Origin of the sequence: uncultured Maribacter sp., from assembly GCF_963977385.1 — a bacterium.
Lineage (GTDB): Bacteria > Bacteroidota > Bacteroidia > Flavobacteriales > Flavobacteriaceae > Maribacter.
This window is the reverse complement of record NZ_CAXBOU010000008.1, coordinates 111,517-129,294: the sequence shown is the minus strand read 5'-3', so window position 1 is coordinate 129,294 and position 17,778 is coordinate 111,517. Positions and strand designations below refer to the sequence as shown.

13 protein-coding genes are annotated in these 17,778 nt (G+C 35.1%); 2 read left to right on the top strand and 11 right to left on the bottom strand.

All coding sequences use genetic code 11. The features are described 5' to 3' along the window. Positions 1-8: 8 nt before the first annotated feature. From AAC084_RS10330 to AAC084_RS10290, 9 genes are all read right to left on the bottom strand, one after another. Positions 9-629 (bottom strand): DUF4159 domain-containing protein, encoded by a 621-nt coding sequence (locus tag AAC084_RS10330; protein ID WP_339840101.1) that lies wholly within the window; start codon positions 627-629, stop codon positions 9-11. Between the two features lie 94 nt (positions 630-723). Continuing rightward, complete coding sequence (locus AAC084_RS10325) at positions 724-2,040, bottom strand: TldD/PmbA family protein (RefSeq protein ID WP_339840100.1); 1,317 nt, start codon at positions 2,038-2,040, stop codon at positions 724-726. Positions 2,041-2,066: 26 nt separating this feature from the next. Beyond that, on the bottom strand, positions 2,067-3,707 hold the full coding sequence (locus tag AAC084_RS10320; protein WP_339840099.1) for a TldD/PmbA family protein: 1,641 nt from the start codon (positions 3,705-3,707) through the stop codon (positions 2,067-2,069). Positions 3,708-4,056: 349 nt separating this feature from the next. After that, the gene (locus tag AAC084_RS10315; RefSeq protein ID WP_073245361.1) at positions 4,057-4,806 is read right to left on the bottom strand and encodes a LytTR family DNA-binding domain-containing protein; all 750 of its coding nucleotides are present in this window, start codon (positions 4,804-4,806) and stop codon (positions 4,057-4,059) included. A 6-nt stretch (positions 4,807-4,812) separates the two neighbouring features. Next, on the bottom strand, positions 4,813-7,788 hold the full coding sequence (locus AAC084_RS10310; RefSeq protein WP_339840098.1) for a two-component regulator propeller domain-containing protein: 2,976 nt from the start codon (positions 7,786-7,788) through the stop codon (positions 4,813-4,815). A gap of 108 nt (positions 7,789-7,896) precedes the next feature. Beyond that, positions 7,897-8,928, bottom strand: a complete 1,032-nt coding sequence (locus tag AAC084_RS10305) for a hypothetical protein (RefSeq protein WP_339840097.1) — start codon at positions 8,926-8,928, stop codon at positions 7,897-7,899. 9 nt (positions 8,929-8,937) lie between these two features. Next, a complete protein-coding gene (locus tag AAC084_RS10300) occupies positions 8,938-9,831 on the bottom strand; it encodes an SH3 domain-containing protein (RefSeq protein WP_339840096.1) in 894 nt (297 codons plus the stop codon). A 21-nt stretch (positions 9,832-9,852) separates the two neighbouring features. After that, the gene (locus AAC084_RS10295; protein ID WP_339840095.1) at positions 9,853-10,416 is read right to left on the bottom strand and encodes a hypothetical protein; all 564 of its coding nucleotides are present in this window, start codon (positions 10,414-10,416) and stop codon (positions 9,853-9,855) included. Between the two features lie 236 nt (positions 10,417-10,652). Beyond that, entirely contained in the window at positions 10,653-12,800 is a 2,148-nt protein-coding gene (locus tag AAC084_RS10290; protein ID WP_339840094.1) for a VIT domain-containing protein, read from the bottom strand. Between the two features lie 294 nt (positions 12,801-13,094). Here AAC084_RS10290 and AAC084_RS10285 point away from each other — a divergent pair, with 294 nt between their 5' ends. Then, positions 13,095-13,556, top strand: a complete 462-nt coding sequence (locus AAC084_RS10285) for a pyridoxamine 5'-phosphate oxidase family protein (RefSeq protein WP_339840093.1) — start codon at positions 13,095-13,097, stop codon at positions 13,554-13,556. 87 nt (positions 13,557-13,643) lie between these two features. Here AAC084_RS10285 and AAC084_RS10280 read toward each other — a convergent pair whose 3' ends face one another. Further along, positions 13,644-14,402: a sigma-70 family RNA polymerase sigma factor gene (locus AAC084_RS10280; protein ID WP_339840092.1), complete on the bottom strand. Its 759-nt coding sequence runs from the start codon at positions 14,400-14,402 to the stop codon at positions 13,644-13,646. Between the two features lie 156 nt (positions 14,403-14,558). Between AAC084_RS10280 and AAC084_RS10275 the strand changes: the two genes are divergently transcribed. Beyond that, positions 14,559-17,066, top strand: coding sequence for a cation-translocating P-type ATPase (locus tag AAC084_RS10275; protein WP_339840091.1), 2,508 nt, complete (start codon positions 14,559-14,561; stop codon positions 17,064-17,066). Here AAC084_RS10275 and upp read toward each other — a convergent pair whose 3' ends face one another. Next, positions 17,067-17,720 (bottom strand): uracil phosphoribosyltransferase, encoded by a 654-nt coding sequence (gene upp / locus AAC084_RS10270; RefSeq protein WP_339840090.1) that lies wholly within the window; start codon positions 17,718-17,720, stop codon positions 17,067-17,069. Between the last annotated feature and the right edge of the window lie 58 nt (positions 17,721-17,778).

Here is a 17,778-nt window from a genome sequence, read left to right as displayed (position 1 = left end):
AAAACTATTTATGATGTTAGGGCATACAGCACTATGTTTACCCCAAATCGTGTATTGTCTATTTTGTACCAACGCTTATTTCTGAAATCGTAATCCCATTCACAACCGTAATCCTTATTACTATACAACACCCCAATTCTACCGTTTACCTCAATGGCTTTTAAGTATTCATGAACCAAATCATCTCCCCAACCATTTAATTCTTGTGATGTGGTTGGCGGACCGTTTTCGAAATCGAAAAAGATGGAATACAATTCGTGATTGTTGGGTATTTTTTTTAATTCGGACGGACCAAATATTTCTTCCATTTGCCGTTCGAAAGATTTTGCGAAAAGCCCGTCAATATCGTGGTTGCAATCATCGGCAAATACAAAGCCACCATTACGAACGTATTTCTCAAAATTCTCTTTTTCCTTTTTAGTGAATTCTACCAACTTATGACCCGAGATATAACAGAACGGACTTTTGAAAATATCATCACTTGCTAAAGTGATAATCTTCTCTTGGGTGTCCACTTTAAGGGTAGTGTATTCAACCAACGAATTCAACAAATTGGAAGGCATACGCTGATCAACATCCCAATCGCCAGATTCGTACTGTAATCTTGTAAAGAAAAATTCGTTGCTCAAGGGCTTGGTAACTTAATTTATTTTCTAGATGTAAAAGAAAAACTGGCTGTTGTGATGCAACACAAACAACCAGTTTAAATTTTGATTTTATCCTTTATACGGCATCGGATAGACTGGTAAACGTGAAATCACGAATTTTCATGTATGGTATTAGATTACCATCGATACGTACTTGCTTACCAAGTGTTTCTAGATTGTTAAGCATAATTATCGGACTCTCATTAAACCTAAAATTCTTCACAGGGTATTTAATTTGTCCGTTTTCGATATAAAACGTTCCGTCTCTTGTCAGTCCCGTATATAATAAGGTTTGTGGATCAACGCTACGTATGTACCATAATCGTGTCACCAAAATTCCTTTTTTAGTTCCTTTGATCAATTCTTCTAAACTTTGATCACCACCAGCCATAATTACATTTGATGGAAAAGGTACAGGATCAACTCCTTTTTCTTTTGCCCAAAAACGATCATAAGCTAAGTTTTTAACCATCCCGTTTTCTAACCAAGTTATTTTCTTTATAGGCTGTCCTTCTTGATTCCATGTGGAAGTTGGGACTTCTGCATTTAATGGGTCTGAATAAATATGTACACGTTCATCAACAATTTTCTGACCTAGTTTGTTTGTTCCGTCAGCTCCGGACATAAAACTTCTACCCTCATCTGCAGAACGTGCATCTAGTGACCTGAACATATTACGCAACAAATCTGATGCTGCTGCAGGCTCTAAAATAACTGTGTATTTACCGGGTTCAATTGCTTTTGCTTCTCTTGATAAAACAGCCTTTTCAATTGCTATTTTCGATGCTTCGTCTGCATCGAACTTTGTAACATCATTGAAATCTCTAGATACCCAACCCGAACCGGTACCGTCATTGGTACGCATGGTAACTGTAAAATCAACATTTGTCGATTTATTATAGGCAAAAAGTCCTTTTGAATTGATCATTGCACTAAAACCTGCTGAATCATTTAAGAAACCAGCTGCAGTAACATCCTGTGTCGAAGCAGGGTCAATACTACTACTAGCAACTGTAGCTCTATAGTCTGGTGAAATTGTTGCTGTTGATTCGCTATAACTGATGGCTTCATCATAAATTTGCGGCCCTAAGGGCTCCATAAACTCAGAGTTCTCTGGGGATAAATTAGCCAGTTCCTCTGCCCTTCTTACCACTTTTTCTAGCGACGCATCATCAAACTCATCGATTGTAGCTGTGCCCGATTTTTTACCAAAACTAGATTGTACCGCCAAACTTTGATTGGAACTGTACCCAGAGGTAGAAACCGTATTTCTTGCATACCTTATATTACCGCTGTTTGAACCGCTTAGGTTAATCTCACAGGTATCGGCCTTGGAAAAGCTTAAAGCTCGTTCCAAAATTTTTCTTGCTTCTTCTTTTGTATATATTGCCATTGTTGTCCTTTTTTTGGAGAACCTAATTAAATAGTTCTACCTGTGTTAATTACATTTACATCATTAAACCTAGCTGTAGAACTACCATGAGATACAGCACTAGCTTGAGAAGGCTGCCCTTTACCATCAAAGAAAGTTCCGAAAACACGGTAATCACTTTCATCGCAAATCTTAACACAAGAATTCCAAAACTCTTGAGTATTTGATTGGTAAGCCACATCTTCTAACATACCTACAATTTCACCATCCTTAATTTCATAGAACACAGTACCTCCAAATTGGAAATTATATCGTTGCTGATCAATTGAGTAAGAGCCTCGACCTGCAATATAAATTCCTTTTTCAACATCTTTTATCATTTCAGAAATAGAGTATTTATCTTTCCCTGGTTCTAATGAAACATTTGGCATACGCTGAAACTGTACATCTTCCCAACTTTGTGCATAACAACAACCATGAGATTCATTTTGGTCAATCATGTGAACTTGATCGCGAATAGCCTGGAAATTGGTAAGGATACCATTTCGTACCAAATCCCACTTTTTGGTTTTAACACCTTCATCATCATACCCTACAGCACCTAACGAACCTACTTGAGTTTTATCGGCTACAAGATTTACAACATCACTACCGTATTGGAAGTTTCCTGATTTTAATTTATCTAAAGATGCAAAACTTGTACCTGCGTAATTGGCTTCATATCCTAAAACACGATCCAATTCAAGCGGATGCCCCACAGATTCATGAATGGTCAAACCTAAATGATTTGGCTCTAGCACTAAATCATACTTACCTGCATCAACCGATTTTGCAGTCAATTTTTCTTTTGCTTGTTTTGCTGCGATAGTAGCATCTTCTACCATATCATAACTGTTACGATATAAACGTAAACCTGCAGGACCATCAAGCTTTTCAGATTCTAGACCGTCCATATATTCATACCCCATTCCTACTGGCGCACTCATATTCTCTCGGGTCTTAAAGTTACCTTTGGCCTTGTCAATTGCAGTTACTCTGAACGTAGGCCATAAACGGTGAATGTCTTGATCAATATAAGAACCGTCGGTAGAAGCAAAATATTTTTGCTCGTTTACCATAAACAAAGCTGAGTTCACATAATCTGCCCCATTATCCAACGCTGCTGCATTAGCAGTCAATAATAAATCTACTTTTTCTGATACTGGTACTTCTTTAAAATCTTTTGTTATAGGCGTTTTCCATGAGACCTCGCCATATGCATTTACAGGTGCCAATTTAACTGGATCTGTTTGAATTTTTGAATTTGCCTTAGCAATAGCAACTGCTTGTTCCGTAGCTTTTTTAATACCATCTTCAGTTACACTATTTGTTGATGCAAAACCCCAAGTTCCGTTGGCTATAACTCGAATACCAATACCGAAAGACTCTGTGTTTACAACATTTTGTACTTTATCTTCTCTAGTGAAAACATACTGGTTAAGATACCTACCTATTCTAGCATCTGCATACGTTGCGCCAAGTGACTTAGCCGTGTTAAGGGCAACATCAGCCATTCTCTTTTTTACCAAGGTATCCATACCCGGTTCTAGTAAAGCCTCTGTCGGGATATCATTACCTAGCAATAATGATGGCATCATTAATGCTCCGGCGCCCATCCCGGCATACTGTACAAAATCTCTTCTTTTCATCTGTTAGTTTTAAATGGTTCTTTGAGGTTAGATATACTTAGTGTTTATCTTACCATATTATATAAAGTGCTTATGAATCTACTATTCATAAAAACTTAGTATTCTTACTTTTCTAGCTCCTAAGAGAAAACAGCTATTATTAACTCCATTGTTAAATCATATAGATAGATTTAACAAGCTTAATTCTAGCTCTCTAAAAATAGACAGGGTTTTGTAACAATTATGTTAACCTTAACATAAAATATAACTTTAAATGATGTTTTTGAGAATAATGTAAAAATTAGCGCAAGAATTTTTGTTTTTTCAACAACCTGGCAAGGAAATCAATAATTGAATATTTGTTTTTTATCTACCGATGCATCTTATCCAAAATCTCTATAATTTCAGTTTTCTTACGGACAGATACCGGAACATTCTCTCCGTTCTTCAACATTAAATAGCCGCCATCTGTTTTTATGTAGGCACTTATGCATTGAAGATTCACTAAATGACTTTGGTGTACGCGTACAAAATCGTGACTGCTTAAAAGGTCCGCAAAGTACTTTAAGGTTTTGGTAACAAATATCTTACGTTTATCTTGAAGGTGAAAAATGGTGTTATTGCTATCAGATTCGCAACGTATAATATCATCTAAACTAACAATGATAATTTGGTCTAGCGTGTGTAACGATATTTTATTGGGTTTCTTCTCTGGGGCAGAAATAGTCTCCTTTAAGATCTGTAGTCGTTCTTTATTAGGCTGCAATTGCTCTTTTGCTCTAGATATCGCTAAACTTAAATCTTCGTTTGAATAGGGTTTTAATACATAGTCAATTGCGGCAAATTTGAATGCACGTATAGCAAACTCATCACTAGCGGTTACAAAAATGATTTTAGATTTTAAATCTGGAAATATCTCCAAAATGTCAAACCCTGTACCATCACCCAGCATAATATCCAAAAACAAGATATCTGGTTGATTTTTACGCAATACCTTGGCAGCTTCCACTACACTCTGTGCCGTGGCAATAATTTCAATATCTGTATGCTGCGTCTCTATATCCTTCTTTAAAAGGGTTAAGGCGTCAATCATATCTTCTACTATAATCGCTGTATGCATAGGTCTCTAATAATCTGTTAGTAAAGGTATTTTAAAGGTAATCTTGGTGCCATCAATGCTACCATCTTCATTCTTAATTTCACTTATATGCAGGGTATTTGCTCCTGATATAGATTCTAATCGTTCTTTAGTCACCGTCAATGCCATGGATTGATGGTCTGTTTTTGGCTTTTCGTTTTGTGATTTAAAAATACCCAAACCATTATCAATAATACTACAATGCAAATGCGTTTTAGAGGTGGTGAACTCTATCGACAGCTTTCCTGGTTTATCTCCTTTCAAAATTCCATGTCTGATGGCATTCTCTACAAATGGCTGAATTAACATTGGCGGAATCAATATCTCTTCTGCATCAGGATTGGTTTGAACATCAATTGTATACTCAAAAGGCTTTTGCGCCATCAGCTTTTCTACTTCTATATAATGCCGTAGCGCCTTAATCTCTTGATCTAAACTAATGTATTCCTTTCTTGAATTTTGTAGCGTCTCTCTTAATAATATGGCAAAGCTATTAATGGTCGCATCCATCTTTTCTGGTTTCGTACCTGCCATGGCTTTTACCCCATTTAAGACATTGAATATAAAATGCGGATTCATTTGTAATTGCAGTGCTTTCTGTTCTAGGGTCAAAAGGTAATTCTGAGTTTTTAACCGCTCTTGTTCCGCTTTGTTCTTTGCTTTTATCTTACGGATGTAAAACAATCCAATACCTAACAACACTAAAATTGCAAACGCCAAAACGGACCATTGAAACCAGTCTTTCTTATACAACGGACTATCAATAAAAAAGCTGAATTTTATTGGCTCGCTTTCTTGCCATCTAAAGTTTCTAGATTGTACCGAAAAATCATGTGGACCATATGCCAGACCTGCAAAATTTTGCTTGTTCTCCTTTACCCAAGGGCTCCATTCGGTGTCATCTAATTTTGTTCTGTATTCTATTTCCTTAGGGTGGTCAACATCTACCGTTCTAAATGAAAACCCTAGTTGTGTCTGTTCTGGAGTTAGTTGCAGTACCTTTTTACTATTCGTCCAGTCTTTTAAAACTAAGGAATCTATATTTTTATAACGCTCCTCTACTCCCGTAAAATAGACCGTTGGTGGTAGCGATGCTTTTTTGCTTTCACTTGGAATATGTTTCGTTAACCCATAAATAGCACCGAACCAAAGGTTACCTTGTTCATCTTTATCTACGGCATTTAAACAGGTCTCAATTCCTAAAAAACCATCATTTCTACCAAAGTGATAGATGTCCATAATCTCATTGGCAGTATTCATTTCAATTTTATCTACTCCTCTTTCAGAACCTGCCCACAGATACCCTTGATCATCAAAAATTAGCTGATATATATTGTTTGATGATAAGTTCTTAGCACCTTTCAATTGTTGAAAATGTGAAGGATCAGTGCTGTTCGCGTACCAAATACCCTTGCCCGATGTGCCTAAGAAAATATAATCTTCATGGAATAATACCGTACCAATTGCGGTTTGCTGTTCCAATCCGGTTTCTACAGCTCTAACCTTATCATTCTCAATGTAGCCTAGATGTCCTTTTTGTGTTGAGAACCAAAACCTACCATTATTATCTTTTACAAAATCTCTAATCAGCATATCAGAAATACCGTCTCGCATTGTAAATGTCTTTCGAACTTTTACACTATCGTTTTCTGAATAATAATTGAATTTTACGATTCCATGCGCATACGTTGCCGCCCATGTGTAGTCATCTTCTGCAATAACGGTACGAACCCAATCTGACGGAAAGCCTTTGCTTTCATCAATAATATGATTAGTAGTTCTTTCTACCGAAACGGTATCAATTTGTATTAAATAGGTTTCGCTAGATGAGAATACCAAACTGTCTACCATTTTGGTTTCCCTAAACAACAAACCTCTATTATCTGAACCAGCCCAAATATTGCCTTTGGCATCACTGGTAATCGTTTTAATTTTTACATCGAAAAATGAACCTTCGTTTGGTAATGGATGAATACCTGCAGAATCTATTTTTGATAATCCAGCTTCTGAACTTGAAAACCATAATCCGTCCGGGGCATTGTGAACCGCATAAATACGATTGCCTTTTAAACCCGTTCGTTGGTCATAATGCTTAAAATTATTCTGGAAGTATTTGTAAAATCCGCCACCAGAAGTTGCTATCCAAAGGTTGCCGTTATCATCATTAATGACTTTTCTTATATGCGGAGTAGCTAATCCGCCAGCCGTATTTAATCGTTTTATCTCTGAAAATTTTTCGGTCTCTACAATCGTAATTCCATCATTGTCAGTGGTTATCCATAATTCATCTTCATTTTGAATTGACATTGAGTTTATACGAGATGGTTCTGGCATTAAAAACTGATTGTCAGTATTTTCTACGTCCATTATAAAAACACCATCATCAAATGTTGCGGCAATTATCTTGTTATTACGTAGCAGAACCGACTTAAAATTATTGACCTCAACTTTAGATTGTTCAGTTGCAGATTCACTTAGTTCATTAAGCTTCCATAAGGCGTTGTTAGTAGCTAACCAATACCAATTTCCATCAAAAAGTATCGTGTTAATTTCACTTTTATCTATCTCTGGATTGATAGAAACTTTTTGAAGTTCTTTGTTTTTAGAATACCTATAAACTCCCTTTTTAGTTCCAATGAATAAAATGTTTTCTGCTGAATAAATTTGAAATATTTGAGGAGATTCAAAATTGACAAAGCGGTTCTTGACTTTTATAGATAAACCTTTTCTACTCCCAATAAATAATGAATCGTTTGAGTTGTATAAAGCGTCAATGTAGTTAGAAGGCAATCCATCACTTTCATTCCAAACTTCAAATGCTTCTCCATCAAAATTCGCTAATCCGCCACCTTGCGTTCCCAACCACAAATAACCCATGTCATCCTGTAGTATATCATATACTTGAGACTGTGGCAAACCATCTGCAAGTGTATACGATCTTAGTTGACTGTTTTGCGCAAACATTTGTATCGTTCCGAAGAAACAAAACACAATGAGCAAGTATTTCAAATACAGTTTCAAAAAAAGGTTTTCTATTTTAAGGTTTCAAGTATCTTTTTAACGCTGATACTGTTATAATATTTGATAAAGCGAACGGTCATTTACTGTAACGCTTTGGTATTCATTCTTGTCATTAGACTGCAAAATAGGTGCCAATACACACAGTACCGTTGTTTTTCCTTTTATTATTAATTTGTTGCCTTCAACAGTACTTCTCCAACGGAATTTTTCTATCGGAATATTCAATTTAAAAAGCACCTCAGCCATTTCTGGAGATTCTGAAATCCAATCCATAATAGTTTCTTTGTTTTCCAATTTAGGCATATCATCTGTGTTGTCAAAAGTAAACTCCCAATCTACTGGAATATTAAATTTGAAACTATAGGCTTCACCAAAGGAAGACTCTTGTCTTGTCTTTAAAGCAGTAAACCAATCGATGTTTACATCTGGATATTCTTGTTTAAATTCTTTGGAAAGATGAGCAGGTCCCTTAGATTCTGATGTTGGGTAGTACCCGTAATATGGTTTTGCTAAATAGTGTTCTGCAAATTTTCCTCCAAATACATTAAAATATGTTGATGCAGATACTTGTTTTGCACCTAGCGTATTTTTTAGTTCTTGTAACAAATCTTGATTTTCACCTAATCCGCAAGAATGAAAAATCACTTCTGAATTCGAAGTAGATTCATTTTTAATTAACTGAATTTCCTGTTCTTGAATAGCATTGTGTAATGTCTTAACCGTAATTCGTTTACCCGATTTCGTTGTCTTTAAAGACACACCCAACCAAGCATTACTATGGCTAACAATATGTATTTCTTTAAAACGAATACGATTATCCTCTGCCCTATTTATAAAGTTTATAATCTCATCAATAGAATACAAACCCGTTACAACTTGCATTTCTTTCTTAGTGAAATAACGTTTTGCATTGGTGTAATATGTATTATCACCTTCGTCAAAACCTGCAATAAACACTATAGATTCTTGCACTGTTGCAATGCTAAAAGGCGAAGCAAGCGCCGTCTCCGAGCTTTTCGAAAACGGCTTCTTGCAGCCTAGCACTAAAACACAAACCAATACTAAGATTGTATACTTATTCATTTTTATCTTTTAATAGTCAGTACTTACTATAGCATCTTTTGTAATTGCTTGAATCTTTTCCTTTTTTGTCAACTTAGAGCCATTCCATGTATAAGGCGTTGTAATGAATTCTACATTGTTCTGAGCTAAAGCATCATCTAGTGTTACGATGTTCTTTGTAATGGTAGTCTTCAATAAAATAGTACTCTTCACACCTTGCATATCTGAAGGGAAAACGAATGACTCGGTCTTTAAATACGATGCATCGGCGTAGTCGATTAAACTAGCAACTTTTTTAAAATGTCCGTTATTCCAAAAAATGTAACTCTTTCCTACTTGGTAGCCAGAATCTGAATCGGCTAAATCTATCGTAATTACATCTTCTACATTGAATAAACCTAAACTTCCATGGTTTTCAATATGTACCGGAATTGCACCAAGGCTATCTAAAACCATCTTGTCTAATTGTACTCCATTCTTAAAAGCACGTAGTTGGTATTTTGCCTCTGTCATGCCCGATTCATTCGTGGCAATACTTTCATACCCGTATACAAACTTTACCTGGTTGTCAGCAATGCTTCCAAAAGATTTTTGGGCAATCATTCCTCCCCAAACCCATCCGGTCTGATCTCCTGTTGTTACTCTGTACCAGTGGCTTTTTATACCGTCGATTTCCTTGGTATACAAACTCTTTTCCCAAAGCACCATTTTAGTACCAATATCAAGAAGCGTTATCTTTCCACTTCTAACAGATGGCTTTTCGCGAAGAAAAACTTTGTGCGCCAAAAGATATTCATAGGTTAATTCTTCTGCGGGAATTTCTTTGTCCATTATCTCAAATTCTACTTCTTGTGCATTTTGAGCGAACATGTTTACAAATGCAAATAAGCATAGGAATAAGGCACTTTTCTTTAAATTTCTCATAATTCTAAATTTTAAGGGTTATTAATAATTAATTGCTGTGATAGCGTCTTCAGTATCAAAGTCATCATCGTTCCAAGCAATGCTGCGAAGCACTGTAATGTCTTTGATCGTATATGTTTCTGTGTATTGTAATGCAGCTCTTAGAATTGTTCCTTCCTTGCCAAATGACTGATTAGGAAAAATGTAGTGTATGTCTGAAATAGGATCATACGCAAATTCGTTTTTGATACTTGGTAGCGCGATAAAATCATTATCGTTTGTTACCAAATAATAGTACTCTTCTGTACTTGAGCAGCAAGCGGAATATTCTAGGGTTACTTTAAGTATTTCAGAAATATTTTCTAATTCTGGATTCTTTAAAACTGAAATGCGTATTTCGTCTAATAAACCGAAATCTGAAATAGTCAATGCCCCTAAACGATTACCAGGGTTCTCTGATACAATTATATCAACCAACCATGCATCTTCCTGCTCTTGATTATTCATTCGTTGATTAGTCACATTATACTTATCCGTTAATTGAAACTCTTGTGCATTGGTTACACAAACACCTAGTATAAAGGCAAAAAGGATTAAATTTTTCATAGTATTTATTTTAGTTGTTTTGTTTCTACACCTCTAAATTAGGGTAGACAAAGCGTGTTTTAGGTGCTGTTCTAGTATTCGTAGACCTTCATCTAGAATTCGTTGAATGCTCCGTATTTATTATTATAAAAGGGTGCTCTTCAGTAATAATTAGCAAAAGAAAAACCTGCAAGAATTTACATTCCCACAGGTCTTCTTCTCTCTACAGAGAACCAACTAACCAAAAAACTAACTCACTATTTTTTCAAAGTCAATGTCATTTCTTTCTGGATTGATTTCATAACTATTTCAGCAAAGTCTACTCTTATCTTTTCCTCAGAAACCCATTTTCCATTTTCCAGCTTTTCAACACCAACTACTTTACCTTGGGCGTTAAATTTTATGCGTAGACTTTCATACTTACCTAGGTACTTTGCTACTAATTCTGAATACATCACTTTGAACTCCATGGTTACTTGTCTTTTATCTTTTTTATCCAATTCGGCATCAAAAATCAATGTATAGGTTGCTTTAAATTTTGTTCTTTCTTTTACTTCCGCTTCTGCCCCTACTGCTGAATTATTTACATTATTTGGCATTGGTAACGGTTGTTTTACTTTCGTCAATGTTCCATCTTCATTAACTATTGCTTCATCTACAGCAACAAACGAAGTATAATTGGTAACCAAGTTGTACTTAAGTCCTAATTCCACAACATCTGCTTTCACATCTTCATTAAACAGTTTATTGTAATCATCCAACTCCCCTATTTTCTTTCTCGCCCACAAGTAGCGTAATGCCTGGTTCGATTTACTTAACTGTCCATCAGACACATTGTATACTTCTCTAAATCGCTTCTTACCTTGATACCCAGTGACAATAATCTTCCCTTCTGCCTTGCCTCTATATTTTCCGTGAATTATTACTGGTCTTGCTGCAAAAACATCTGGTATACTTTTTTGAGCTAGGTCATACATATCAAATCCTTTAGATTCAATTTTAACTCGTGTAAGTAATGGTGTGGCAATGTATTTAGCAAAGTCTTTTGCAACTCCTTGTGCTTCCTCAGAAGTAGTCGCAATAAAAGATTCGCTATTTGATACTTTAGCCATACCCTCTATTAAATATCTATTTACACTAGAACCAATACCAAAAGTGAAGACATTTGCTTGATCTAGATTAGAACTAATAAGTTCGAAAGCTTCTTTTTCAACGCTTACATATCCGTCAGTTATAATTACCATAGAACGGGCAACGTTTATGTCTTTCCTTGGTAATTTGTATGCTTCATTTAATGCACTTAGTAATTCGGTACCACCACCGCCTTGACCTTCGGATAAGAACCGAATGGCTACTTCAATATTCTGTTCATTAATTTCTACCGGAGTCGGACTAAAAATAGTAGAGCTCGAAGCGAATAATTGTACATTGAACGTATCTGTCATTCGTAAACCACACAAAAGATTACGCATTAGTTCTCTTGACACCTCTAATGGATACCCGTTCATAGAACCCGATACATCAACAATAAATAAATACTCACGCGCCGGAATGTCTTCTAAAACAACATTCTTGTTTGGTTCCATTTGGTACGTAAAGAAGTTTTCATCTTCCCCTTCGTATAGCAGTAATCCTGATTGTATTTGGTTGCCACGTAGATTATAATTTAAAATAAAATCTCTGTTCGATGGATTTTTATTTCCTTCGGATAAAAAGACCTCAGCCGTTTTTGCATTTGGGTAATTGACTTTTACTTTATGAGTAGTACTATTGATATTCTGAATAATCATACCCGCATTTAGGGTAACCGTCATATCAAAATCAAAACTATCTGCAATTCCTTTAGCCGTATATGGCATATTGAAGCTTTCCTCATTTTCAGCACTTTCTCCCGTAAATCGTGGTCCAACTACCGCTGGTGCTACAAATTGATATTCGCCATTTATAGGAACTAATAATTCTGTGTAATAAATAGCAATTGAAATCTCATCGCCTGGCATAATATTACCCACATTCATTTGAAATACATTAGGTCTGTTCTGTTCTAATTTTGCAGCACGTTTACCTTCATCTATTGCTTTCTCGTACACTTTTTGAGCTTCTTGTTTTTCAAATATTTTTGCATTCACAATTCGGTTTCCAATGGTCATTTGCATTTTATGCACTGCTGCTTGTGTAGAAAGTGGAAAGACATATTTAGCTTCGATAGCTTGATTTCCTTTATTCTGATAGACTTGTGTAACCCGAACATGGGCAATAGTACCCGATATTTCAACATCTGTCTTTGAAGATTTTAATGGGATTATGGCATCTTCTGTGGATACCAATAAGTATGGGCTATTATCGTCCTGAGAAAAACCTGTGAAAATGGTGCAGCACAGTAAAAAGGTGTAAAGTAGTTTCATGATTGTAGTTTTAGATTATTATTTCTGATTCAAATCTAACTGTGAACAATCAAGAATTATGGAGGCTTTTAGTATTCGTTGGGTATCAACTAGAATTCGTAGTTGACATTTGGTTTCATTTATAAAACAGGAGAAATAAATGTCTAATAAACAAATACAACTACATTGAAAAAGTATAACATTAATTTGAAAAATATAAGAATCAGACTACTGATTTCTATACAACTGACCAAAATCATTTGCCGCCCTTTTAATGATGTTTACTTTTAAAACATTATTAAATTATGACTTGTTATGAGAAGAAATTTAGATGAAAAAGAATGTATCTCTTTACTTAAACAAAACTATATAGGGCGCTTATCTTATGTTTCAGCTGGGTTTCCACATATTGTACCTATAACGTACTTCTATGATGCAGAAACTAAGACAATAATAAGTTATTCATCTGAAGGTCATAAAGTAAGAGAAATGCGAAAAAACCCTTCTATTTGTTTGGCAGTCGATGATATAACCTCAATCGGAAATTGGAAATCTATATTGACACAAGGCACCTATGAAGAACTATCAAGAATCGATGCTAAACATATGCTTCATCAATTTTCTGTCGGAGTTAAAAAAGTAATTTTAGATAATTACGGAGAACATCCGAAATGTATTAGTGAGTTTTCCGCAAAAATAGACACTGAAGATACGCCCATAGTATTTCGCATTAACATAACAGAATTAACCGGAAAACTTAGAAATACCGATAACTAGGTTTTACACTTTTAAATGAATAAAACAAACACTCAATTATTAAAAAGAAATGCTCTCATTTTTCAATGAGAGCATTTCTTTTATACCTTAATTAGTTCCTATTAAGAATCTTTTTTCAAAACTGTTTCTTAAGATTTTTCGTGCAGTAACTAAAACTTTTTCAACCTCAGCAAGAGTAGTATCACGGATATTCGAAATCTCTTTGGCCGTAAAACCTTCATTAGCAAAGAGCTCAAAAACAGTTCTCATAGGCAAGTCCATCTTATCAAGTACAAACTGCATATGGCGTTCAATTCGCTCTTTATTCAATGAAGCATCTAATTTGTCTGCAAGTTCTTTTTCTTCATTCGTAATAAAAACATGGTCAAGTATATAGTTATCCTTATTTAAGGATTTATCATCCATTTCTTCTAACATTACAAAATCCCCATCACCATCTCTGCCATATTTCTCTTCCATAGCATCCCACTCAGGTTTAGAATAGGTGTCTATATTATCAAAGAACACCTGATCAAACTCCTCTTCTACCAAACTGTCTTCCAGTAACTGATCTACTTTTTTAAAGAGAAAAGCATGTAGTTCATTTTCATCTTTTATTTCTGCTATATTATCATAGACTTCAATAAATAATTGATCCGTAAAATCATTCGGATTAAACATGCCTTTATTCAATTTTCCATTGGACACTGCGCTATTTAATCGTTTAGCTACATACCTATATATTTTTGGAAGAATTTTTAAAAATTCTTTATTAAACGACTCTTGATTGTTCTCACTTTTAAATGTGACCAACCTAGCATATGTTTCTTTCATTATTATTCGTACATCATTTACTTCTGATTCCATAATATTAAAATTAAAAGATTTTTATTATGCTAAAAGTGCAACCTTATTTGTAAAAACGATATGATAAATATCAGTATATTCAATAAGGTTTTGGAATAATTTGCCGATTACTTCTAATTACCTCTAACCTATATCTATTATATATAATTATAGCTTATGAATAGTCCTAAAGATTTCGGAATTTCTGGCCTCACCGATAAAGAAGTTAGAACCTCACGAGAAAAACATGGCACAAATACCTTTAACTATAAAAAAGAAAACAGCTTTTTAGATGCCCTTAAGAGTATCGCTAAAGAGCCCATGGTATTATTATTACTAGTTGCCTCTTCTATATATTTCATAACCGGTAACTGGGGAGATGGTATATTTTTAGCTTCTGCAATTATCCTTGTTGGATCTATATCGCTGTACCAAGACTCTAGAAGCAGAAAAGCACTTGAAAACCTTAAAAATCTTACACACCCGAAAAGTAAAGTAATACGTAATAGTAAGGTGGTTGAGATTGATAGTGAGGAATTGGTTATTGGCGATTATCTTATGGTAGAAGAAGGTAGCACTATCTCTGCTGATGGTATTATTGTACATAGTAATGACTTCTCGGTAGATGAATCTATCCTAACAGGAGAATCGCTATCGATTTATAAAGATTCTCAAAGTTCAGATAATTCAATTTTTACTGGTAGTACAGTAGCCAGTGGTTTGGCCATTGCGCAAATTACGGCTATTGGAAATCTAACCAAACTTGGTAAAATAGGAAAAAGCCTTGAAGATATTAACGAGGAAAAAACTCCCTTAGAATTAAAAATTTCAAACTTTGTAAAGTTGATGTCGATTTGGGGCGGTGTCATTTTTTTATTGGTTTGGGCTATTAATTACTTGCGTTCAGGAATAGTTCTCGATAGTTTGTTGAAAGCCCTGACACTAGCCATGAGTATTCTACCTGAGGAAATACCTGTTGCATTTACCACTTTTATGGCATTAGGAGCTTGGCGACTTATGAAAATGGGTATTGTGGTTAAGCAAATGAAGACGGTAGAAACATTAGGTAGTGCTACTGTCATCTGTACAGATAAAACCGGTACCATTACACAGAATAAAATGGCCTTAGCAAAACTATTCACTTTAAAAAATGGACAAATAGTTAATGCTGATGAAAATCTTGAGACGGAAGAAAAGAACCTAATTACTATGGCTATGTGGGCGAGCGAACCGATACCATTCGACCCTATGGAGATTGCGTTACATAATGCATATGGGAAATTTTCCACATTTGATGAGCGACCAAAATACAAAATGGTTCATGAATATCCATTAGGTGGTAAACCACCTATGATGACTCATTTATTTCAAAATGAAAAAGGAAACCTTATCGTTGCTGCCAAAGGAGCCCCTGAAGCAATTATCGCAGTATCTAATCTAACACCATCAGAAGTAAAAATACTGCAAGAAACTATTTTAAATTTAGGAAAGGAAGGTTATCGATTATTAGCGGTAGCCAAGGCTATCTTTACTGGCAACGAATATCCTGAGAAGCAGCAAGACTTTAAATTTGATTTTAAAGGCATCGTGGCCTTTTACGACCCGCCAAAAGAAAATATATCTCAAGTACTCCAAGATTTTGAAACAGCCGGAATTCAAGTAAAGCTGGTTACAGGAGACAATGCCAATACAGCTATGGCTATCGCAAAGCAAATCAACTTCAAAGGATATGAAAAATGTATATCTGGTGATGAATTGATGCAATTAACAGATGCTGAATTACAAGAGAAAGTAAAAAACACCAATGTGTTTTCAAGAATGTATCCTGATGCAAAATTGAGAATCGTAAATGCGCTTAAGAAAAATAACGAAGTAGTGGCCATGACAGGTGATGGTGTCAATGACGGGCCAGCCCTAAAAGCTTCTCATATTGGCATTGCTATGGGAAAAAAAGGCACTGAAATAGCGAAACAGGCTGCCTCATTAATTTTGGTTGATGATGATCTTTCTAAAATGGTCGATGCCATTGCTATGGGTAGAAAAATCTATACCAATTTAAAAAAAGCAATACAGTATATCATCTCTATTCACATTCCTATAATTCTTACGGTATTTATACCGCTAGCATTACGTTGGGTTTATCCGAATATATTTTCGCCTTCACACGTAATTTTACTTGAATTGATTATGGGACCAACATGTTCTATCATTTTCGAAAATGAACCGATGGAAAAGAATATGATGTTCAAAAAACCTAGACCTTTTTCAACTACCTTTTTCAACTACAAAGAGCTAACAACTAGTGTTATACAGGGTTTAATTATAACTCTTGGTGCACTATCAGTATACCAGTATACAGTTGCAACGGGGTTTGCAGAAAATACTACAAGAGCCATGGTATTTATGGTTTTAATATTTGCTAATATCTTTTTAACCTTGGTCAATCGTTCTTTTTATTATTCCATTTTCACGACTTTGAAATACAAGAACTCTTTGATTCCTTTAATTATAGGCATTACCGTAACACTTTCGCTACTATTACTTTATGCGCCTGCCTTAACTAGGTTTTTTGAATTTAAAAGTTTATCGTTTACTCAGCTAGGAACTTCGTTTTTAGTCGGTGCTGTTTCAGTGCTGTGGTTTGAATTGGTAAAGTGGAGAAAACGTAGTAAAAACAAAGATTAATTAAAGCTTTTCACCATAAGCCAAATCACCTGCGTCACCAATACCTGGTACTATATAACCCCGAGAATTTAACTCTGGATCTATAGCAGCTATCCATAAATGGGTGTTCTCTGGAAAGATATTCTCTATATACTCGATACCCTGTTGAGACCCAATTACTGAGATAATATGAATGGCTGAAGGAGTACCATGTTCCTTCAAGGCCAAAAGAACATTTTCTAACGTTCTACCTGTAGCCAACATTGGATCTGTCAGTACTAAGATTTTACCTTCTAAAGATGGTGCTGCGAAATATTTTACAATTACCTCAAAAGTATCTTCATTGCCTTCATGCTTTCGAAAAGCAGAAATAAAACCGTTCTCTGCAGTATCAAAATAATTTAATAGTCCTTGATGAAGCGGTAAACCAGCCCTTAATATGGAACATAGCACTAACTGATCATGATTTAAATTCATTTCCTTAAGACCCAATGGTGAATCTATAATTTTCGGACTATAAACCAATTCTTTACTGAACTCATACCCAAGTACTTCCCCTATTCGTTCTATATTACGTCGAAAACGCATGGCGTCTCTTTGAATATGTGAATCACGTATTTCCGAAATAAATTGATTGAGAACTGAATTTTCTTCTCCTAAATTATGGATGATCATGAATGCTATTTTTATTTGTAAGGTACTGCTTTCATACATAAAACTTGAATATATCAAT